Source organism: Bradyrhizobium sp. S3.12.5 (genome assembly GCF_040548225.1).
Lineage (GTDB): Bacteria > Pseudomonadota > Alphaproteobacteria > Rhizobiales > Xanthobacteraceae > Bradyrhizobium > Bradyrhizobium cytisi.
On sequence record NZ_JBEPRF010000005.1, the window covers coordinates 115,214 to 135,438 of the forward strand.

Consider the following 20,225-nt stretch of genomic DNA (forward strand, 5'->3'; position numbering starts at 1 on the left):
CTAGCACTGGTAAAATCCCCGTCAAATGGCTATGTCTCTTCACGATTTGGCCCGCGGGCCAACCCGATTCCCACCCTCGTTGGAACCTGAATCATGAAAGCCGCCATCCTCGTCTTTCCCGGAATCAACCGCGAGCGCGACATGGCGCGCGCGCTGAGGCTGATCTCGGGCCACGAGCCTGCGATGGTGTGGCACGCCGAGACGTCGCTGCCTGATGGCACCGATCTCGTGGTCGTGCCCGGCGGCTTCTCCTACGGCGATTATCTGCGCTGTGGTGCGATTGCGGCGCGGGCGCCGGTGATGGATGCGGTGCGCGACTATGCGGCCAAGGGCGGGCTCGTGCTCGGCGTCTGCAACGGTTTCCAGATCCTCTGCGAATCCGGCCTGCTGCCGGGCGTGCTGATGCGCAATGCTCGGCTGAAATTCATCTGCAAGGACGTGCATCTGCGCGTCGAGCGCTCAGATACGCCGTTCACCCGCGGCTACAATGCCGGCCAGGTTATCCGCGTGCCGGTCGCGCACGGCGAGGGCAATTACGAGGCGGACGAAGAGACCGTCAAGCGCATCGAGGGCGAGGGGCGGGTGCTCTATCGCTACTGCTCGGCCGACGGTGCGGTCGACGAGAACCACAACATCAACGGCGCGGCGCATTCCATCGCCGGCCTCGTCAACGACAAGGGCAACGTGCTCGGCATGATGCCGCACCCGGAAAACCACGTCGAAGACATCATGGGCTGCACCGATGGCCGCGGCCTGTTCGCAGGTCTCACTGCGCATCTGGAAAAGGCCGCGTGATTTCCTTCGTGGTGAAGCGTGCACTCGCCGCGTTCGCGGTGCTCTTGTTCGCGACGGCTGCGTTCGCGCAGGATTTTCCAAAACATCCGATCACCATGATCGTGCCGTTCGCGGCCGGCGGCACCTCGGACGTGATCGCGCGCACGGTGGCCGAACAGATGGGCGTGGCGCTCGGCCAGTCCATCGTGATCGAGAACGTTGCGGGGGCCGGCGGCTCGACCGCGCTGGCACGCGCTTCGCGTGCCGAGCCTGATGGTTACACCATCGCGATCGGCAATGCCGGCACCAATGCCGCGACCTACACGATCTATCCCAAGCTGCCGTTCACGCCGGAGTCTTTTGCGCCGATCGGCATGGTGGCCAAGACCTTCGGCATCATCGCGCTACGCAAGGATTTTCCGGCGAAAGATCTGAAGGAGTTCATCGCCTACGCCAAGGCCAACCCGGGCAAGATCAATCTCGGCCATGCCGGCGTCGGCTCGTCGAACTACCTCATCTGCAAGAGTTTCGTGACGGCCGCCGGGATCGACGCGACGCTGGTCGGCTATCGCGGCGCGTCGCCCGCGCTGACCGATGCGATCGGCAGCCAGATCGACGGCGTCTGTGACGCAGCGGCCTCGGTCTCGCAGTCGATCAACGAAAAGCTGGTGAAAGGGCTCGTGGTCGGCTCGACGGTGCGGCTCGCGACGCTGCCCGATCTGCCGACATCAGCCGAAGCCGGCCTGCCCGAATTCGAGGCGCAGGGCTGGAACGGCCTGTTCGCGCCCAAGGGCACGCCGCCGACCATCATCGCCAGGCTGAACGCGGCTGCGCGCGCGGCCGTGGAAACCGACGCGGTGAAGAAGCGTTTTGCCGAGCTGTCGACCGTCGCGCCCGATCCCGACGAGCACACGCCCGAGGTGCTGCAAAAGCTCGTGACGCGCGACGTAGAGAAATACCGGAAGATGCTGGCCGACGAGGGCAAGCAGTAGAGGTTCGCGCTAGCGGTGCGAAAATGAAAAGTGCGGCGCTATGCGTTTGCCTGCAGTGCCGGCTTCCGCTTCACGCGTTTGATCGTGCCGGAGAACGTGAACAGCGGCCGGTCGGCTGAGCTCAGCTTGCCGCGCAGGAAGATCAGGGAGCCGCCGGCCCGGGACACTTCGCCTGTGCATTCGACCAGCTCGCCCTCGCGCGCCGCGTCGAGGAAATCGCAGGCGAAATTGGTGGTCACGGCCGGGCCATCCAGCTCGTGGGTGGCGATTGCGAACAGGCAATAGTCCGCGAAGGCCATGAAGCAGCCGCCGTGGACATTTCCGGAGCCGTTGAGGTGCTTTTTCTCGACCCGGAAGGCGCAGCGAATGCTGCCGTCGTCGTCGATCTTGTGCCAGAACGGCCCGATATGGCTCTCAAAACTGTCGCGAATCCAGGTCCGCCACCCTCTGAACTCGCCCTCGATCGCGACGTGCAGGTCGGGACGGCGGGACGGGGTCACTTTGGTCAATTCGTGCAAGGAAATGGGCCTTCAATTGCGGGTCTTTAGCCCTTAAATCCGATCCGTCAGCGCCTTGCAATTCCCGTTCCCGCCGACCCTCCTTGCAAAACGTGGGACAGCGGGAAAATGCGTCATAAAGGGCTTTTCGTGAGGCCCCGATGTTCCTAAGAACGGCCAAACGCCCGCCGAAAGCCCAAAATCCATGAAGAACGAACCCAAGATCACCCCCGAACTGGTCGCGGCCCACGGGCTCAAGCCCGACGAGTATGAGCGCATCCTGAAGCTGATCGGGCGGGAGCCGACCTTCACCGAGCTCGGCATTTTCTCGGCAATGTGGAACGAGCACTGCTCGTACAAATCCTCGCGCATCCATCTGAAGGGCCTGCCGACCAAGGCGCCCTGGGTGATTCAGGGGCCCGGCGAGAACGCCGGCGTGATCGACATCGGCGATGGCCAGGCCGTGGTCTTCAAGATGGAGAGCCACAACCACCCGAGCTACATCGAGCCCTATCAAGGCGCGACCACCGGCGTCGGCGGCATTTTGCGCGACGTCTTCACCATGGGCGCGCGCCCGATCGCCTGCCTCAACGCGCTAAGCTTCGGCGCGCCCGAGCACGCCAAGACCCGGCATCTCGTGTCCGGCGTCGTTGCCGGTGTCGGCGGCTACGGCAATTCCTTCGGCGTGCCCACGGTCGGCGGCCAGGTGCGTTTCCACACGCGTTATGATGGCAACATCCTCGTCAACGCGATGGCGGTCGGTCTCGCCGATGCCGACAAGATCTTCTATGCGGCCGCCTCCGGCGTGAACATGCCGATCGTGTATCTCGGCTCCAAAACGGGCCGCGACGGCATCCACGGCGCCTCGATGGCGTCGGCCGAGTTCGACGACAAGTCCGAGGAGAAGCGCCCGACGGTGCAGGTCGGCGATCCCTTCGCCGAGAAACTTCTGCTCGAGGCCTGCCTCGAGATCATGGAGAAGGGCTGCGTCATCGCGATCCAGGACATGGGTGCGGCGGGCCTGACCTGCTCGGCGGTCGAGATGGGTGCCAAGGGCGACCTCGGCGTCGACCTCGATCTCGACGCCGTGCCGACCCGCGAGACCGGCATGAGCGCCTACGAGATGATGCTCTCGGAGAGCCAGGAGCGCATGCTCATGGTGCTCAAGCCCGAGAAGGAACAGGAAGCCGAGGCGATCTTCAGGAAATGGGGCCTCGACTTTGCCGTCGTCGGCTACACCACGCCGAGCAAGCGCTTCGTGGTCAAGCATGGCGGCGACGTCATGGCCGATCTGCCGATCAAGGAGCTCGGCGACGAGGCGCCGCTCTACGACCGTCCGCATGTTCCCTCCGCCGCGCTGCCGATCGTGCATGCGCGCGAAGTGCCGGCGCCGATGGCGCTCGGTGCGGCGCTGGAGAAGCTGATCGGCACGCCCGACATGTGCAGCAAGCGCTGGGTCTGGGAGCAGTACGACCACGTCATCCTCGGTAACACCATGCAGCGCCCCGGCGGCGACGCCGCGGTCGTGCGCGTGCAGGACGGGCCGAAGGGCCTGGCGCTTACCGTCGACGTCACGCCGCGCTATTGCGAAGCCGATCCTTACCAGGGCGGCATGCAGGCGGTGGCGGAGGCCTGGCGCAACATCACGGCCGTCGGCGGCAAGCCGCTCGCGATCACCGACAATCTCAATTTCGGCAATCCCGAGCGCCCTGAGATCATGGGCCAGCTCGTCGGTTGCCTGAAGGGCATCTCGGAAGCCTGCCGCACGCTCGACTTCCCGGTCGTCTCCGGCAACGTCTCGCTCTACAACGAGACCAACGGCCGCGCGATCCTGCCGACGCCCTCGATCGGCGGCGTCGGCCTGCTCGACGATTTCACCAAGTCTTCGTCGCTCGCCTTCAAGGCGGAGGGCGAGGCGATCCTCCTGATCGGCGACACCCATGGCTGGCTCGGCCAGTCCGTTTATCTGCGCGACATCTGCGGTCGCGAGGAGGGCGCGCCGCCGCCGGTCGACCTTGCTGCCGAGAAGCGCAACGGCGACTGCGTGCGCGGCATGATCCATGCGGGCACTGCAACCGCCGTGCACGATCTTTCCGACGGTGGCCTGCTGATCGCGCTCGCCGAAATGGCGATGGCGGGTGGCATCGGCGCGAAGCTGCTGGCAGCACCGGCGGCGCTCGTGCCGCAGGCCTACTGGTTCGGCGAGGACCAGGCGCGCTATCTCGTCACCGTGCCGGAAACCGAAGCCGGCCGCGTACTCGCCAAGATGCGCGGCTGTGAGGTGCCCTGCGTGCGGATCGGCACCACAGGTGGCGATGCGGTAGCGATCGCGGGCGAGGCGCCGGTTGCGATCGACACGCTGCGGACGTCGCACGAGCGCTGGTTGCCGGATTATATGGCCGGGAAGGCGGCGTAAGCCGCCCTCCCCAAACTCACAGCACCTTCGTTGCCCCGGGGATTTGGCGCAAGGCGCGCGTCAGCGCCCAACTGAACGCGACCGTCAGCACGAATCCCATCGTCGCCTTGACGATCGCTGGCAGGTCATAGTCGAACAGCCAGTATTGCAGCCAAAGCGCGATCGGGTAGTGCACCAAAAATATGCCAAAGGCGTCCGCCTGCATCGGATCGAGTAGTCTGGCCGAACCCGATTGCTTGAACCTCTGGAAGAAGGCCAGGATGAGAAACATGATGGCCACGCTGAAGACAGCGAAGCAGATAGCATAGAGCCCCTCATACCAGTTCGGCAGCGGTGACGGATTTCCCAGTATTTCGCGCTTGATGAAGATCAGTACCCAGAGCAGGCAATACGGAACGATCGCCAAGACCATCCAGTCCCAACTGACCTTCGCCATCCGGCCGTCAGCCGCGAGCAGTCCGCGGTCCATATTCGCGACGCCGATGCCGGCACCGAAAAAGAAGTAGCTCGCATAGAGCATCACGCGCCCGTGCTGCACCGAGAAGGGCCCGAACTCGAACCAGCTGCTTGGCCCAAAATACATCAGCCCGGGAACATAGAACGCTGCGGTGACGGCAAGCATGACCGCGAAGAACACCGCCGGCCGGCGGCGGCCGTGCAGCGACAGGCGATTGATCGGATCGAGCAGGTTGGGTGACAGTCGATGCAGGATGCAGGCAACCACGTCGAAGGCGAACAGGACCCAGAGGAACCAGATCGGCCCGCTCGGCCACGGGCCCTTCGTGACCATATTCCACCAGTACTCCGAGAAGCCGATCTCGGGATTGTGCCTGAGCGAGATCGCGTAGTAGGCGAGCGGAATGATCGTGAATGCGCAAATCACGAACGGCAGCCCAAGCCGCAGCAGGCGATCTGCCAAATAGCTCGGCGCCCCCTTGCGGGCGATGCCTGACCACGCAAACAAGCCCGACAGAAAAAAGAACATCGCCATGAAGAAGCTATCGGTAGCGAGCACGATCATGTCGAAGCCGAAGAAGGACTTCGGGTCGGTATGACCGAAATAGGTATAGGGGATGACAGCGTGATGCAGCAGCACCACCAGCGTCAGGAAGGTGCGGGCGCGGTCGAGCGACAGGTTGCGCGTCTTGCTTTTTGGCGCAGCATGCGCTTCGGCGCCAATCGTCGCTGACTGTGAGATCGTGCTCATGGTTGCCCCGGTTGTGCCTCTGTCCCTACACGACTCTGCCGCCGGGAACCCGATTCAGCAAGGGCAGTTTGTGCCGCGACAACCTTCCGTCGTGCGTCTAGGAACCAGCTCCGCGCAACGCGGTTAGCGTTTCCGAAACCGGCGAAGGCCGCCGATTGCAGTGGCCACTGTCGCGGAGCTGGCGATGACGATCTTGAAATGGGCGCTGATCTTCCTGCTGATCTCGATCGTGGCAGGTGTGCTCGGCTTCACCGGCATCTCGGCCGCCTCCGCCGACGTCGCCCGCTTCCTGTTCTATGTCTTCGTCGTGATCTTCCTGGTGCTGCTGATACTCGGGCTCACGATCTTCAGGGCGTAGCGGCGCTGCTCCCACACGCCCAGTCGTCGTGCCCGGGCTTGTCCCGGGCATCCACGTCTTCGTTCCGACTGCCAAGAACCTGGATGGCCGGGACAAGCCCGGCCATGACGACGGCACAGAACGTGGACTACCCCACTTCCTCGATCTTCACCTTGTCCGGATAGAAGGCGAGATGGCCAGTGATCTCGGTCATCGCGGGGAAGGGCGTCTCATAGGTCCAGATGGCGTTATCGAGCGTCTTGCCGTCGGCCTTGATGCTGTAATAGCTGGCGTCCCCCTTGTAGGGGCAGTGGGTGGTGCGCTCGGTGCGCTCCAGCAGCGCCATGTTGGCATCCTCGCGCGGCACATATTGCACCGCCGGATATTTGGCCTCTTTCAGCGTCAGCGCCTTGGCGCTCTCGGCAATCACGACATCACCCGCCGTGACGCGGACGCGCCGGGGGTTTTGGGTGATGGTGATGGGGTGGTCGGGGCCTGGAAGCTTCATGATTTCACGCCTTTTCGATCAATCTGCCACGCGCGGCACTTTGTCGTGCCTTTATCCTGTTGGGATCAGGGATATAGTGCCTGAAGGCGTGACGTAGAAGGCCGTTCACGCTAAGTTTGGCCCTGCCGGCAAGTTTGGCTCTGCAGGGCCGGACCCCGGCAAGGCGATTCGACGCCGAGGCTGTAGGCCGACACAAGGAGCAAGACCCGAATGCCCATGGACGCCCACGATATCGAGGCGATGATCAAGGCCGCAATCCCCGATGCCGAGGTGACCATCCGTGACCTCGCCGGCGATGGCGACCATTATGCCGCGACCGTGATCTCGGAATCCTTCCGCGGCAAATCCCGCGTCCAGCAGCACCAGATCGTCTATCGGTCCCTGCAGGGTCAGATGGGCGGCGTGCTGCATGCGCTGGCGCTGCAAACCGGCGTACCAAGTACTTGAATAATTTGGACCTGACCTGATCGCGCGACGGGGACGATGATGGCGGCCGACAACCCGCGCGGCGCGATGTTTCGCGTGGTCGTGCCGAACCAGCCGAGCCGCGTCACCAATGCCGAGCTGTTCTTCGACCTCGTCTTCGTCTTCGCCGTCACCCAGATCTCGCACACGCTGCTGCACCACTTCACGCCGCTCGGGGCGGTCGAGGTCACGCTGCTGTTCCTGGCGGTGTGGTGGGTGTGGGTCTACACCGCCTGGGTCACCAACTGGCTCAACCCCGAGCTGACGCCGGTCCGCATCCTGATCTTCCTGATGATGCTGGGCGGGCTCGTGCTGTCGACGACCGTCCCGGGCGCGTTCGAAGGGCGCGGGCTGTGGTTTGCGATCGCCTATGCGGTCATGCAGGTTGGACGCACTGCCTTCTGGCTGTTTGCGACCCCGCGCCATCGCACCGCCGTGCGGCACAATGCGATCCGCATCCTGGTCTGGCTCTCCTGCTCCGCCGTGTTCTGGATCCTCGGCGGTCTGGCCCATGCCGAGCAGAGGCTGTGGTTCTGGATCGTGGCGCTGACGATCGAATACGTCTCGCCCGCGGTGCGCTTCTGGGTGCCGAAGCTGGGCTTCTCGTCGGTCGAGGCCTGGGCGGTCGAGGGCAACCACATGGCCGAGCGCTGCGCCGGTTTCATCATTATCGCCCTCGGTGAAGCCGTCGTCGTCAACGGCGCGACCTTTGCCGAGCTGGACTGGACCGCAGACAACATCCTGGCCTTCCTCTCGTGCCTGGTCGGCAGCATCGCGATGTGGTGGGTCTATTTCCACAAGGGCGCCGAGGCCGGCTCCGAGCGGATCTCGAAGAGCGCGGAATCCGGCCGGCTGGCGCGGCTCGCCTACACCTATCTGCACATGCCGATCGTCGCCGGCATCATCCTGACCGCAGTTTCGGACGAGCTGGTGCTGAAGCACCCGACCGGACATTCCGACGTCCGCACCATCGTGAGCACGATCGGTGGCCCCTTGGTGTTTCTGGTCGGCACCATCCTGTTCAAGCACACGATCCGCGGGTTTCTCCAGCTCTCGCACGGCATCGGCATCATCTTGCTGATGGCGCTGTGGTGGTTCGCCGCCGATCTCTCGCCCTTATGGCTGTCGGTTGCGACCAGCGCGATCATGATCGTCGTCGCGGTGTGGGAGTCGGTGTCGCTGGGATCGAAGCCGGAAGAAGCCGCGGAGCGTTAAGCTGGCGGCCGCCGGTAGCTCCGGAACGTTTACTCCGCCGCCTCCAGCGCGTGCACCGAGAACATCTTCGCGGCATCCGTCCAGCTCTCGCGCACTCGCCAGCCGGCGCTCTGCGCCAGCGCGGCGAAACGCTCAAGGCTGTATTTGTAGCTGTTCTCGGTGTGAATGCTCTCGCCGGGCTTGAACGAGAAGCTGGTCCCGAGCAGGCGCACCGTCTGGCTCTTCCGGCTGATCAGGTGCATCTCGATGCGGTGCCGCTCGTGATTGTAGATCGCGCCATGGCTGAAGGCGGAGAGGTCGAAATTGCCGCCGAGCTCGCGGTTGATCCGCACCAGCACATTGAGGTTGAAACGCGCGGTGACGCCGGCCGCGTCGTTATAGGCAGCGTGGAGCACGCGCTCCTCTTTCTCCAGGTCGGCGCCGATGATCATCTGCGCGCCCTTCCCCAGGATCTGACGGGCACTCTTCAGGAAGGCCTGCGCCTCATGCGGCTCGAAATTGCCGATGGTCGAGCCGGGGAAGAAGCCGACCTTGGGCATGGACGCGACCGCCTTGGGCAGCTCGAACGGCGTGGTGAAGTCGGCGGCCACCGGATAGATGCTGAGCGAGGGGAAATCCCGCTTCAGCCCGTTGGCCTGTGCCTTCAGGAAATCGCCGGAGATATCGACGGGCACATAGGCCGCGAACCTGCAATGGTTGAGCAGCAAACGGACTTTCGTGGTCGCGCCTGCTCCGAACTCGACCAGCGCGGCATGTTCGGGAATGATCTTAGCGATCTCGCTGCCGCGCTCCTTCAGGATCGCAAGCTCGGTGCGCGTCGGATAATATTCCGGCAGGCGCGTGATCGCCTCGAACAGCTCCGATCCGGTCGCGTCATAAAAATATTTCGGCGACAGTTTTTTCGGCTGCTGCGAGAGGTCCCCGATGGCCTCGCGGGCGAAAGCAGTCGTCTGCTCGTCGGGGAGATGGGCTTCGGCCAAAGCGCTGGCATGCACATTCATGATACTCTCCTGAACGCGCTGTCCGGCGCGCATTTGTCGTCGGATGAGACTTCAAAGACTTCAGACGTAATCGGCGAGCCGCAACCCCGTGAACTGCCAGCGGTGGTGCGGATAGAAGAAGTTGCGGTATGTGACACGGCTGTGACCGTCCGGCGTCGCGAGCGAGGAGCCGCGCAGCACCAGCTGGTTGACCATGAACTTGCCGTTGTACTCGCCGAGTGCGCCCTCAATGGCGCGGTAGCCGGGGTAGGGTGAATAAGAAGAACGCGTCCACTGCCAGACGATGCCGAAGGCGTCGTTGAGCTGGCCGGCGCGCGCGGCAACCTCCCACTCCATCTCGGTCGGCAGGTGTTTTCCGGCCCAGCGCGCAAACGCATCGGCCTCGTAATAGCTGATGTGGCAGACCGGCGCGTCGGGATCGACCGGCGTGACGCCGGCGAGCGTCATCAGCTGCCATGCGCCGTCGACCTCGCGCCAATGGCCCGGAGCCGGCCAGTCTTCCTTGCTTGCCGCGGCGAAGCCGTCCATCAGCCACAGCGTTGCGGTCCGGTAGCCGCCGTCGCGCATGAAGGCGAGCCATTCGCCATTGGTGACGAGATTGCGGGCGATCTTGACCGGGCCGACAAGAGCGCGGTGCGCCGGCTTCTCGTTATCGAAATGGAAGCTGTCCTCGACATGGCCGACGGTGTGGATGCCTTCGTTGAGCGTCAGCCAATCGTCGCCGGTGCGCGTCGCGGCTGGAAAGCGCCAGTCCTTGTCATAGGACGGATAGACCGGATTCTGCGCGAAGGCGTGCAGGATGTCGGTGAACATCAATTCCTGATGCTGCTGCTCGTGGTTCAGCCCGACCTCGACCAGTGGCGCCAGAGCGCGGAGCTCGTCTTCGCCAGCTTCGCGGAAGAATTTGACGACCGCCGCATCGACATAACGGCGATAGGCGCCGACCTCGTCGGCACTGGGACGGGTGATGTCGCCGCGATGATTGCGGGCGTGACGGGGACCGGCGCTGACATAATAGGAATTGAACAGGAAGGCGAAGTCGGGGTGGAAGGGACGGTAGCCGGCGGCATGCTCGCCGAGCAAGAACTGCTCCCAGAACCAGGTCGTATGCGCCCGGTGCCATTTGATGGGGCTCGCGTCCGCCATGGACTGGATCTGCTGGTCCTCGGGCGAGAGCGGCGCGGCTCGGCGCTCCGTCTCGTTGCGGACGGCAAGAAACGCGGTCTCCAGCCCCTGCGCGAGGCCGTCCGGGGCGGCCGACCGTGACGAAAGCGGTGAGGTGGCCGTGGCGGAGGCTTGTTTCGTCACGTTTTTCTCCAGACAGGACAAGAGAACGTTGTTGGCGGGACCCGGTTCCAAAACCGAGGTTCGTCCTAGATAGGGGCTCTGTTACGGTATGAAAGTCCTCCCCGCTGATGATATTCGTGCCGTCATGCAATGGGGCCGGGGCCGTCAGGCCTGGCCCCGGGGGGCCGTTCGCCGCCATTTTACTTTGGATGCACAACGGTTTGGGCTACATATATAGCCAGGTATCGGGTTAGATCGGCTGAGCCGGCCCGGATTGATAGGTGAGGGCTCTGCCCCAGAAGGACACGGATATGAGCATCGCGGAATTCATCGACAACGAAGTGAAGTCGAACGACGTGGTTCTGTTCATGAAGGGTACGCCGCAATTTCCGCAGTGCGGTTTCTCCGGCCAGGTCGTCCAGATCCTCGACCATATCGGCGTCGGCTATAAGGGCCTCAACGTCCTCGAATCGGCCGAACTGCGCAACGGCATCAAGGACTACTCGAACTGGCCGACGATCCCGCAGCTCTACGTGAAGGGCGAGTTCGTCGGCGGTTGCGACATCGTCCGCGAGATGTTCCAGGCCGGCGAATTGCAGCAGCTCTTGTCCGAGAAGGGCGTTGCGGTCGCGGCCTGATCCGTGACGGTGCTGACGCGCCGGATCGGCGCCGTCCAGCTCGACATCATCGTGGCTGACATCACGACTCTCGGCGTTGACGCCATCGTCAACGCCGCCAACACGTCGCTCCTTGGCGGGGGCGGCGTGGACGGCGCGATCCATCGGGCGGCCGGACCCGAGCTCGTCGCCGAATGCCGCACGCTCCATGGCTGCAACACCGGCGATGCCAGGATCACCAAGGGATATCGGCTCAAGGCCGCGCATGTGATCCACACCGTCGGACCGGTCTGGACCGGCGGCACAAGCGGCGAGGACGATCTGCTCGCCTCCTGCTATCGCCGCGCGATGGAGCTGTGCGGAAAGCACAAGCTGACCTCGGTGGCGTTCCCCGCGATTTCGACCGGCATTTATCGTTTTCCAGCTGACCGGGCGGCCGAGATCGCTGTCCGCACGATTGTCGAAATGCTGCCCGGCGCGCCATCCGTTGGTCGGGTCGTGTTCTGCTGCTTCTCCGAGCCAAGCGCCAAACTCCATGCCGAGGCGCTCGCGCGACACGGCAGCCCTTGTGCCTGATGACGCCGTCAGTACACTCCGCCCGGCCATGTTCCGGGGAGGGGATATGATTTTACGTTTTGGGCTACGCGCGTTCGTTTGCGGCGCGCTCGTCTCGTTTGGCACGATGTCGCTCGCGCGCGCGGAGGGCACTTACGAAATTCCAGCCGGCGCGCATTTCAATCAGGACAAGCTCGCCAAGGTCACCGAGTTCTTCAAGAACGAGGTCGCGACCGGCAAGATTGCGGGTGCAACCGTGCTGATCAAGCAGCACGGCAAGCCGGTCTACCACGAAGCCTTCGGCGTGCAGGACGTGGTCAGCAAGGCGCCGATCACCGACAAGACGATCTTCCGACTGTTCTCGATGAGCAAGGCCATCACCGCGGTGGCCGCGATGAAAATGCTCGAGGACGGCAAGATCAAGCTCGACGATCCGGTCTCGAAATACATCCCGTCTTTCGCGAATGTGAAGGTCGGCGTCGAGAAGAAGGCCGAGGACGGCACCAAGTCGCTCGAGCTGGTGCCGCCGAACCGGCCGATGACGGTGAAGGATCTGATGACGCACACCTCGGGCGTCACCTACGGCTTTTATGGCGACAGCCTGGTCCGCAAGGCCTATCGCGAAGCCAATATCTATGCCGGCGATTTCGACCTCGCCGAGTTCGCCGAGCGCATCGCAAAGCTGCCGCTGCATAACCAGCCGGGCGCGCTCTGGCAATACGGCCATTCCACCGACATTCTTGCGCGCGTGATGGAAGTCGCGGCGGGCAAGCCGCTGCTCGATATCGAGCGGGAGACGCTGCTCGGTCCGCTCGGCATGGTCGACACCGGCTTCCTCGTCACGGATCCCGAGAAGCAGAAGCTGCTGGCGCAGCCGGTGCTGAATGACAGCGATTTCCGGGTCGGCCGGATCAACGATCCGACGGTCGTCAAGAAGATCCAGTTCGCCAGCGGCGGCATGGTGACGACCATGGCGGACTATGAGCGCTTTGCGCAGATGCTGCTCAACGGCGGCAGCCTCGACGGCAAGACCATCCTCAAGCCCGAGACGTTCAAGCAGATGGTGAGCGATCAGGTCGGCCCGAATTCCGGCGTCGGTCGTGACTATTTCTACTTTCCCGGCGACGGTTTCGGCTTCGGACTCGGTCTTGCCGTCCGCACCGATCCCGGCAACGCAAAACCGCCGCCGCCCGGCGATCTCGGGGAATTGAAGTGGGACGGCGCCTCCGGCTGCTATTTCGTGATCGACCCCAAGCAGGACATGTTTTTTGTGCTGCTTGAACAGACCCCGACTGAGCGCCAGCGTATCCAACGGACATTGAAGCAACTCGTCTATGAATCCATGGAGAACTGACATGCACGGGCGCCGCGGGCTGATGGCGGCGCTCGTCGTTTTATTCGGCCTTGTCAGTGCGCAAGCGGGCTCCGAAGGCCGCGCGCACAAGCTCACGCCCGAGGGGCTCTCAAAAGTCTCTGACTACATCAGGAACGAGATCGCGACCGGCAAGTTTCCGGGCGCGATCCTGCTGCTCCAGCAGCACGGCAAGCCGGTCTATTACGAGAATTTCGGCGTCCGCGACGTCGCAACCGAGATCTCGATGAGCGCGGACACGATCTTCCGGCTCTATTCGATGTCGAAGCCGATCACCTCTGTCCTTGCGATGATGCTGGTCGAGGAGGGCAGGCTCGCGATCAACGATCCCGTCTCGAAATACATTCCGGCCTTTGCCGGCATGAAGGTCGGCGTCGAGAAGAAGGCCGAGGACGACAAGATCTCGCTGGAGCTGGAGCCGCTCAATCGTCCGGTGACGATCGAGGATTTGATGCGCCACACCGCCGGGATTCCATACGGCTATTATGGCGGGGGCCTGGTGAACAAGCTGTATGCCGATGCCGGTCTGTTCGCCAACAAGGATTCGACCAATGCCGAACTCGTCGCGAAGATCACCACACTGCCGCTCGCCGAACAGCCCGGCACGATCTGGGATTACGGCCACTCCACCGACGTGCTCGGCCGCATCATCGAGGTGATATCCGGGAAATCGCTGTTTCAGTTCGCAAGGGAGCGGCTGCTTGATCCTCTCGGAATGAAGGACACCGCGTTCTATGTCGCCGATCCCGCCAAGTGGCCGCGTATCGCCGAGCCGATGCCGGAGGATCGCGCGATCAGTCCGATGACGCAGGTCCGCGATATCAGGAAACCACTGAGATGGGAGTCGGGCGGCGGCGGCCTCGTCGGCACCGTCGGCGACTATGCGCGCTTCTCGCAGATGCTGCTCAATGGCGGCAGCTATGAAGGCCGGCGCTATCTCAAGCCTGATACCATCGCCTTGATGGCGTCGGATCACGTCGGTCCCGAAACCCGCGTCGAACGCGACAGGAACTATTACCCGGGGGAGAGCTCCGGCTATGGTCTCGGCGTCGCCGTGCGCACCTCGGTGCCGCCGGGCACCGCGTGGCCGCTCGGCGAATATCGCTGGGATGGCGTCGGCGGCACCTTCTTCTTCATCGATCCCGAAGACGACCTGTTCGGGATTTTCATGGTGCAGACCCCGTCGCAGCGCGGCCGGATTCAGCTCGCGCTGAAGACGCTGATCTATCAGGCGATGGGGCGCTAGCTCCCGCGCAAGATCTCTCTCACGTATCCGATCGTTTCCTCGATCTGGCCCGCATCGACGTCGAGATGGGTGCAGGCGCGGATGCGGCCGTCCATCATCGCGAGCGTCACGCCGCGCTGGCGCAGTGCGGCGACCATCTTGTCGCCGGGCACGCCGGCGCCATCGGGCTTGAAGAACACGAGATTGGTTTCTGGCTCCTGAACCTCGACGCCCGATATCTGCGACAGGCCGCGGGCCAGAGCTCGTGCATTGGCGTGATCGTCGGCGAGGCGCTCGACGTGATGGTCGAGTGCGTAGATGCAGGCCGCGGCGCAGACGCCGGCCTGCCGCATCGAGCCGCCGAGGCGCTGCTTCCACTGCCACACTGCGTCGATGAAGGCGCGGGAGCCAGCGAGCACGCCACCGATCGGCGCCCCCAGGCCCTTGGAGAAATCGATCCAGGCCGAATCCCAACCCGCGGTCATGTCACGCGGCGAGATACCGCTCGCCACTGTCGCGTTGAGCAGGCGCGCACCGTCCATGTGGGTGACGAGGCCGTGTTGCCTGGCGATCGCGACGATCTCGTCGAGCGCGGCCTTCTTCCAGATCGTGCCGCCACCGATATTGGCGGTCTGCTCGACGCTGACGACCGTCTGGGTTGGCTGGTAGCGCGTGCGCGGATGCAGGGCCTTGCGGAACGTCTCCGGCGTGAACTGGCCGTCGGCGCCCTTGAGCTGCGTCACCTGGAAGCCGCCGATCGCGGCATGCGCGCCGCCTTCGCGGGCGATGATGTGCGCGGTCTCGTGCGCAAGGATCTCGTCGCCGGGACGGCAATGCACCAGCGTCGCGGTGACGTTGCACATCGTGCCCGAGGGCATGTAGACGGCCGCCTCCTTGCCCATCAGCTCGGCCACGCGCTCGCACAGGACATTCACGGTCGGGTCGTCGCCGACCTGCTCGTCGCCGACCTCGGCCCGGGCCATCGCCTCGCGCATCGCAGCCGTCGGCCTGGTCTGCGTGTCCGAGAGCAGATTGATGCGCACCGGCGGCGCCTTGGGATCGATGGGGGGAGGAGTGTAGAGCATAGCGAGTCTCATTCTCTAATCGAACAACGATAGTCAGCCATGACCGCGCTGGGCAACGCGTTGCCGCGCGGTGGCGAGGATGTCGTCTGGAGTTTCTGAAGTGAAGTTGTTGCAGTTGGGCTGTGCGAACAGCTTTTGATATCGGCGGACCTGCTCGTCACGTGACAACGTGGCCCATACCTCGCGCTCCGCTTCGGTCGGAATTGCCGACGGTCCAATGTTGGCGAGTTGGTCAGTGATCTGAGACATTCAGATTGCCCATACCACAACAAAAAGGCCCCGGAAACCGGGGCCTTTGAGCGATGAATTGTTGGTCTATCAGCGCGAATAGAATTCGACGACCAGATGGGGCTCCATCTGCACCGGGAACGGCACGTCGGAAAGATGGGGGATGCGCACGTACTTTGCGGTCATCTTGCCGTGGTCGACTTCGAGATAGTCGGGGGTGTCGCGCTCAGGGAGCTGGCTCGCTTCGAGAACGTGGGCGAGCTGCTTGGAGGCTTCCTTGACCTCGATCACGTCGCCGACCTTGACCTGGTAGCTCGAGATGTTGACCTTGCGGCCGTTCACTCTGATGTGGCCGTGGTTGATGAACTGGCGCGCGGCGAAGATCGTCGAGACGAACTTGGCGCGGTAGACCACCGCGTCGAGACGACGCTCGAGCAGGCCGATCAGGTTCTCACCGGTGTCGCCCTTGAGGCGGCTCGCCTCGACATAGACGCCGTGGAACTGACGCTCGCTGATGTTGGCGTAGTAGCCCTTCAGCTTCTGCTTGGCGCGCAGCTGCACGCCGAAATCGGAGAGCTTGCCCTTGCGGCGCTGGCCGTGCTGGCCAGGGCCGTATTCCCTGCGGTTGACGGGGCTCTTTGGGCGGCCCCAGATGTTCTGGCCCATACGGCGATCGAGTTTGTACTTCGCCTCACTGCGCTTAGTCATCGCGTCCTCTTCAGGTACTTGGTTTGAGGAAACGCGCCCTCCTGGGTGACGGGCTAGCCCGGCACTGACAGGTCCGATCCCCAAAGCTTAAGGGAGAGGACCACGGGTCGCGAAACGCTTCGCGGGCCGAAATCGGCCCGCGAGCAGGGGGCTTTTAGGAGAGTTTGGGCCGCTTTGTCAATGCGAATGGCCCTGGAATCAGGTTCCGACAGCCCGGATTGGTTTGGAGCCGGCCGCCCGCAATTCGGCAGCGATTTCAGTGTTCAGCACCTGTTCCAGCCGGGTCAGGACCCGGGCAATCGGGGCGGCGTCGGTGACCCGGTGATCCCAGCGGATCACGACATCGATGGTCTGGTCGGGCTCGACCAGGCCATAGCTGACGATGAACGGGCCAGGCGTCACAGGATGGAGCTCGCCGCCGCCATAGGCGGCCACCGAGCTCACCGCGAAACTGCCGAACCAATTGCCCCGCTGCCGGCCGAAATTTAAGCCCACCGCCCAGGACAGCCGCCGCAGCGGCAGCGGCAGGCGGGTCGCCCGCATGATCTTGCGGAACATCGGGACGTCGTCGATCGGCGCGGTCTTGGCGCGCCGGATCTCGGCGTCGACTGCGGCCAGCGCCATGGCCTCCGGGGCCGCGATCCGCTGCGGCATCACGCATTCCTCGCCGTTCTCGACCCGGGCGACGGCCACCAGCGCCACGCTCTTCGGCAGCTCGTAGAGCGATGGCCAGGGCCATTTGGCATAGACGGTGCGCAGCACCGGCTCGTCCTTGGCGACCAGGGCGAAGGCCTTGACGAACATCGCGGCCCAGCCGACCGGCGCCACCGCGCTCGCGCGGGCCTCCAGCAGGGGTCGAATATTGAGCGAGCGGGACAATGAGACGAACGGCACGCCCATCGAGGCGCGCATGAGGTCGATAATCAGGCGGCGCGGCAGTGAAATGTTCTTGGGTTGACCGCGCATCGTTCTCCGGTTCCCGCGGACTGACAGGGGATTGACTTGGGGGCGGCGAGGGGGCGCCCGTTCGCCGCTTGCTCTAGCACGAACCAACCCGCTTTGGGCAGATCGGTTCGGCCCGATCAAGGCGCTGGCGAGGCCAGCGGCCTGGTCTTGTCGACGACGTAAACTCCAAGCACTTTCAATGATTTGTCGCCTTTGGCTGGGGTGTCATACACACGACACCTGGCCATCGATAGCGCGACCTTCGGCCTGTTCAGCGCTTGATCCCGTCGAACGCCGCCATGATGCCGCGCTGGAACAGCGACCAGTCGAAGCCGAGCGCGATCGCGCGGTAGCCGCGATCGACCAGGGCGTTGGCCTGGTCTGCGGTGCGCGCCACGCCGCCGATCGGCACGCCGCTTCTGAGGATGCCGGCTTCCGCGCGGGCGACCAGCTCGAGCAGCTCGGGATCGTCCATCTGTCCGCGCTTGTTGATGGAGGTCGCGAGATCGCCGGGGCCGATGACGGCGACGTCGATGCCCGGCGTCGCCATGATCTCGTCGATGCGGTTGACGGCGTCGACATGCTCGATGGTGATCATGCAGAGCATTTCGTCGTCGGCTGACGCCATGTAGTCCGGCATCGTCTGGCCCCAGCGGAACGGCGCGTGGAACGGACCCCAGAGCCGGTCGCCGCGCGGCGGGTAGCGCACGCTGCGCACCGCCTTCTCCGCCTCGCTGCGGTTCGTGATCATCGGGAAATTGATGCCGAAGGCGCCGATGTCCATCGGCGCTTTCGCAAGCCACGGCTCGTTCGCCGCGATCCGCACCAGCGGCGTGCACGGCGTGCCCGTCGTCGCGGCAATCATCGCATGCGCTTCGGTCAATCCAATCGGGCCGTGCTCGAGATCGACGATGATCCAGTCGAGCGAGCGCGCCATGATCTGCACCGTCTGCACGCTCGGGATCGTTGCGATCGCGCCGAAGGCGGGGCGGCCTTCGCTCCACAATTGGCGGAGGCGATTGAGCGGCGTGGCGGGGACCGGCATGTGATGACCTTGCGCGATGACAACGGCGAAGCCTAGCAGCGCGCCGTGTCCGCGAAAAGTCAGGCCAGAGCGCGGCCGCCGAAGAATGGCGTCAGGGTCGCCCCGAGCCCATGGGCGCGGTTCGACGTAAAGATCATCGCGGCGCCGGATTGCACGATGTCCCCACCTTGCGGGCCGAGCAGATCCGAGACGCGGCGGGCGATGGCAGGTGCAGGATCGATCCATTCGACCGGCCAGGGCGCCAGCCGCTCCAGCCGGTCGAGCAGCAGCGGATAATGCGTGCAGGCGAGGACAATTGTGTCGGTGCGTGCACCCGCGTCTGCCGCGTCGCCGACGAAGCAGGGGGTGAGCTCGGCGAGGATATCGCCGTCGCTGATCGCCTGCCCCCTGAGCTCGCGCTCGGCAAGCGAGGCCAACTCGGGCGAGCCGACCAGCGTCACCTCGCAGCCTAGCGCGAAATCGCGGATCAGCGCCTTGGTGTATTCGCGCTTCACGGTGCCCTTGGTGCCGAGCACCGAGACGCGGCGGGTCTTCGACCGGGCGCAGGCCGGCTTGATCGCCGGCACCGTGCCGACGAACGGTACGGAATAAGCGGCCCGCAGATGCGATAGGACCAGGGTGGAGGCGGTGTTGCAGGCGATGACGACGAGGTCAGGATCATGGGTGCCGATCAGCTCCCCCATCAGCGGCACCACGCGGGCGATGATCTCGTCCTCGCTGTGATGGCCATAGGGGAAGAAGGCGTCGTCGGCGACATAGACGTAATGCGCCTCGGGGCGCACGGCCACGACCTCGCGCAGCACGGTGAGGCCGCCAAGGCCGGAATCGAATACCAGGATCGTCGGAGAATTGGTCACGTCACCACCCTAGCCCGTCATGGTTACCATTGGGTTTTTGGGCGGTTTTGCGGCGGGGGGCGGCTGGCGTCCGGTTTGGAACGATTCAATTTCACCTTTGCCGCACGTTCCCGCTATTTGCAGCCGTGCTGCGCTGCGGTTGGGACATCCGCAAATTTTCGGGAATCGACATGATCAGAAACACGAGGACCGGCTGGGGGAGCGTTGCCCGGTGGCTTCACTGGGGCTTGGCGCTGGCGATCCTCGGCATGATCGGCTTCGGCTGGTGGATGAACCACATTCCGGCGCGCGCCGATAAGTTCTTCTATCGCTCGATCCATGCCGACATCGGCTATGTGATCCTGCTGCTCACGGTGCTGCGGATCGTCTGGCGCGCCCTCAACCCGACGCCGGCGCTGCCGGCCGAGACCTGGCGCTGGCAGAAGATCGCGGCCCGTGTCAGCCATGGCGCACTCTATCTCGTCGTCATCCTGGTCGCGATGCTGGGCTGGGCACACTCGGGCGCGCGCACGCCCAATTATTCGGACTTCTTCGGCCTGTTCAACGTGCCGCAATTCACCTCTCCGGACAAAGCGGCGGCGGGCGCCTATGAGGACCGCCACATCTTTTTTGCCTATGTGTTGCTGGCCCTGATCGCGATCCACGTGATCGCAGCCCTCTGGCACCACTTCGTCCGCCGCGACCGCGTCGTGGCGCGCATGGTGACCGACGAGGCGGGGTAGGGGACGGTCTCTCCATATCGTCATTGCGAGCGCAGCGAAGCAATCCAGAATCTTTTCCGCGGTGGCAGTCTGGATTGCTTCGCTGCGCTCGCAATGACGGAGTATGATGCAACGTCACGACAAACACTCGCGGCGCAATCGCCGGAGTCATCTGCACAGGAAATGCC

General features: G+C 64.0%; 22 protein-coding genes and 1 pseudogene. 11 read left to right on the forward strand and 12 right to left on the reverse strand.

Annotated elements, in window-relative coordinates; all coding sequences use genetic code 11:
• Nucleotides 1-93: 93 nt before the first annotated feature.
• Nucleotides 94-795 carry a phosphoribosylformylglycinamidine synthase subunit PurQ gene (purQ, locus tag ABIC09_RS08480; RefSeq protein ID WP_354033267.1) on the forward strand — a complete coding sequence of 234 codons (702 nt, stop codon included), beginning with the start codon at nt 94-96 and terminating at the stop codon, nt 793-795.
• A complete protein-coding gene (locus ABIC09_RS08485) occupies nt 792-1,766 on the forward strand; it encodes a tripartite tricarboxylate transporter substrate binding protein BugD (RefSeq protein ID WP_148751464.1) in 975 nt (324 codons plus the stop codon). Before purQ ends, ABIC09_RS08485 begins: the two co-directional genes overlap by 4 nt.
• A gap of 38 nt (nt 1,767-1,804) precedes the next feature.
• Here the strand turns inward: ABIC09_RS08485 and ABIC09_RS08490 are convergent, their stop codons facing one another.
• Nucleotides 1,805-2,284 carry a PaaI family thioesterase gene (locus tag ABIC09_RS08490; protein WP_354108993.1) on the reverse strand — a complete coding sequence of 160 codons (480 nt, stop codon included), beginning with the start codon at nt 2,282-2,284 and terminating at the stop codon, nt 1,805-1,807.
• A 184-nt stretch (nt 2,285-2,468) separates the two neighbouring features.
• On the opposite strand from ABIC09_RS08490, the gene purL reads away from it, so the two are divergent.
• A complete protein-coding gene (purL, locus tag ABIC09_RS08495) occupies nt 2,469-4,679 on the forward strand; it encodes a phosphoribosylformylglycinamidine synthase subunit PurL (RefSeq protein ID WP_354108994.1) in 2,211 nt (736 codons plus the stop codon).
• A gap of 16 nt (nt 4,680-4,695) precedes the next feature.
• On the opposite strand, the gene ABIC09_RS08500 is transcribed toward purL, so the two are convergent.
• Nucleotides 4,696-5,886 carry an acyltransferase family protein gene (locus ABIC09_RS08500; protein WP_354033270.1) on the reverse strand — a complete coding sequence of 397 codons (1,191 nt, stop codon included), beginning with the start codon at nt 5,884-5,886 and terminating at the stop codon, nt 4,696-4,698.
• 184 nt (nt 5,887-6,070) lie between these two features.
• Between ABIC09_RS08500 and ABIC09_RS08505 the strand changes: the two genes are divergently transcribed.
• Nucleotides 6,071-6,244 carry a DUF1328 domain-containing protein gene (locus ABIC09_RS08505; protein ID WP_092228199.1) on the forward strand — a complete coding sequence of 58 codons (174 nt, stop codon included), beginning with the start codon at nt 6,071-6,073 and terminating at the stop codon, nt 6,242-6,244.
• Between the two features lie 127 nt (nt 6,245-6,371).
• Here ABIC09_RS08505 and ABIC09_RS08510 read toward each other — a convergent pair whose 3' ends face one another.
• Nucleotides 6,372-6,731, reverse strand: coding sequence for a DUF427 domain-containing protein (locus ABIC09_RS08510; RefSeq protein ID WP_148751468.1), 360 nt, complete (start codon nt 6,729-6,731; stop codon nt 6,372-6,374).
• Nucleotides 6,732-6,941: 210 nt separating this feature from the next.
• On the opposite strand from ABIC09_RS08510, the gene ABIC09_RS08515 reads away from it, so the two are divergent.
• Nucleotides 6,942-7,178: a BolA/IbaG family iron-sulfur metabolism protein gene (locus ABIC09_RS08515; protein WP_148751469.1), complete on the forward strand. Its 237-nt coding sequence runs from the start codon at nt 6,942-6,944 to the stop codon at nt 7,176-7,178.
• A 39-nt stretch (nt 7,179-7,217) separates the two neighbouring features.
• Nucleotides 7,218-8,411, forward strand: a complete 1,194-nt coding sequence (locus tag ABIC09_RS08520) for a low temperature requirement protein A (RefSeq protein WP_354109126.1) — start codon at nt 7,218-7,220, stop codon at nt 8,409-8,411.
• A gap of 29 nt (nt 8,412-8,440) precedes the next feature.
• Here ABIC09_RS08520 and egtD read toward each other — a convergent pair whose 3' ends face one another.
• Nucleotides 8,441-9,412 carry an L-histidine N(alpha)-methyltransferase gene (egtD, locus tag ABIC09_RS08525; RefSeq protein ID WP_354108995.1) on the reverse strand — a complete coding sequence of 324 codons (972 nt, stop codon included), beginning with the start codon at nt 9,410-9,412 and terminating at the stop codon, nt 8,441-8,443.
• Nucleotides 9,413-9,472: 60 nt separating this feature from the next.
• The gene (gene egtB, locus ABIC09_RS08530; protein ID WP_354108996.1) at nt 9,473-10,771 is read right to left on the reverse strand and encodes an ergothioneine biosynthesis protein EgtB; all 1,299 of its coding nucleotides are present in this window, start codon (nt 10,769-10,771) and stop codon (nt 9,473-9,475) included.
• 239 nt (nt 10,772-11,010) lie between these two features.
• Between egtB and grxD the strand changes: the two genes are divergently transcribed.
• From grxD to ABIC09_RS08550, 4 genes are read left to right on the forward strand one after another with little or no spacing between them, the layout of a single operon-like run.
• A complete protein-coding gene (grxD, locus tag ABIC09_RS08535) occupies nt 11,011-11,337 on the forward strand; it encodes a Grx4 family monothiol glutaredoxin (protein ID WP_148751473.1) in 327 nt (108 codons plus the stop codon).
• Between the two features lie 3 nt (nt 11,338-11,340).
• Nucleotides 11,341-11,892: an O-acetyl-ADP-ribose deacetylase gene (locus ABIC09_RS08540; RefSeq protein ID WP_354033273.1), complete on the forward strand. Its 552-nt coding sequence runs from the start codon at nt 11,341-11,343 to the stop codon at nt 11,890-11,892.
• 46 nt (nt 11,893-11,938) lie between these two features.
• Entirely contained in the window at nt 11,939-13,225 is a 1,287-nt protein-coding gene (locus ABIC09_RS08545; RefSeq protein WP_354108997.1) for a serine hydrolase domain-containing protein, read from the forward strand.
• Between the two features lies 1 nt (nt 13,226).
• Nucleotides 13,227-14,489 (forward strand): serine hydrolase domain-containing protein, encoded by a 1,263-nt coding sequence (locus ABIC09_RS08550; RefSeq protein ID WP_354108998.1) that lies wholly within the window; start codon nt 13,227-13,229, stop codon nt 14,487-14,489.
• Here ABIC09_RS08550 and ABIC09_RS08555 read toward each other — a convergent pair.
• The 7 genes and pseudogenes from ABIC09_RS08555 to murI all read right to left on the reverse strand — a co-directional run bounded on the left by ABIC09_RS08555 (nt 14,486) and on the right by murI (nt 19,336).
• Entirely contained in the window at nt 14,486-15,553 is a 1,068-nt protein-coding gene (locus ABIC09_RS08555; RefSeq protein WP_354109127.1) for a threonine aldolase family protein, read from the reverse strand. The genes ABIC09_RS08550 and ABIC09_RS08555 overlap by 4 nt on opposite strands.
• 33 nt (nt 15,554-15,586) lie before the next feature.
• Complete coding sequence (locus tag ABIC09_RS08560; protein WP_148751476.1) at nt 15,587-15,802, reverse strand: hypothetical protein; 216 nt, start codon at nt 15,800-15,802, stop codon at nt 15,587-15,589.
• Nucleotides 15,803-15,871: 69 nt separating this feature from the next.
• Complete coding sequence (rpsD, locus tag ABIC09_RS08565) at nt 15,872-16,489, reverse strand: 30S ribosomal protein S4 (protein ID WP_148751477.1); 618 nt, start codon at nt 16,487-16,489, stop codon at nt 15,872-15,874.
• Nucleotides 16,490-16,687: 198 nt separating this feature from the next.
• A complete protein-coding gene (locus tag ABIC09_RS08570) occupies nt 16,688-17,455 on the reverse strand; it encodes an acyltransferase (RefSeq protein WP_354083894.1) in 768 nt (255 codons plus the stop codon).
• A 116-nt stretch (nt 17,456-17,571) separates the two neighbouring features.
• Nucleotides 17,572-17,667: pseudogene (locus ABIC09_RS08575) on the reverse strand (cupin domain-containing protein); the annotation flags it as partial.
• 38 nt (nt 17,668-17,705) lie between these two features.
• On the reverse strand, nt 17,706-18,479 hold the full coding sequence (locus ABIC09_RS08580) for an HpcH/HpaI aldolase family protein (protein WP_354033276.1): 774 nt from the start codon (nt 18,477-18,479) through the stop codon (nt 17,706-17,708).
• A gap of 59 nt (nt 18,480-18,538) precedes the next feature.
• On the reverse strand, nt 18,539-19,336 hold the full coding sequence (gene murI / locus ABIC09_RS08585) for a glutamate racemase (protein WP_354108999.1): 798 nt from the start codon (nt 19,334-19,336) through the stop codon (nt 18,539-18,541).
• Between the two features lie 170 nt (nt 19,337-19,506).
• Between murI and ABIC09_RS08590 the strand changes: the two genes are divergently transcribed.
• Nucleotides 19,507-20,058, forward strand: coding sequence for a cytochrome b (locus ABIC09_RS08590; protein ID WP_354109000.1), 552 nt, complete (start codon nt 19,507-19,509; stop codon nt 20,056-20,058).
• The last annotated feature ends 167 nt before the right edge of the window (nt 20,059-20,225 follow it).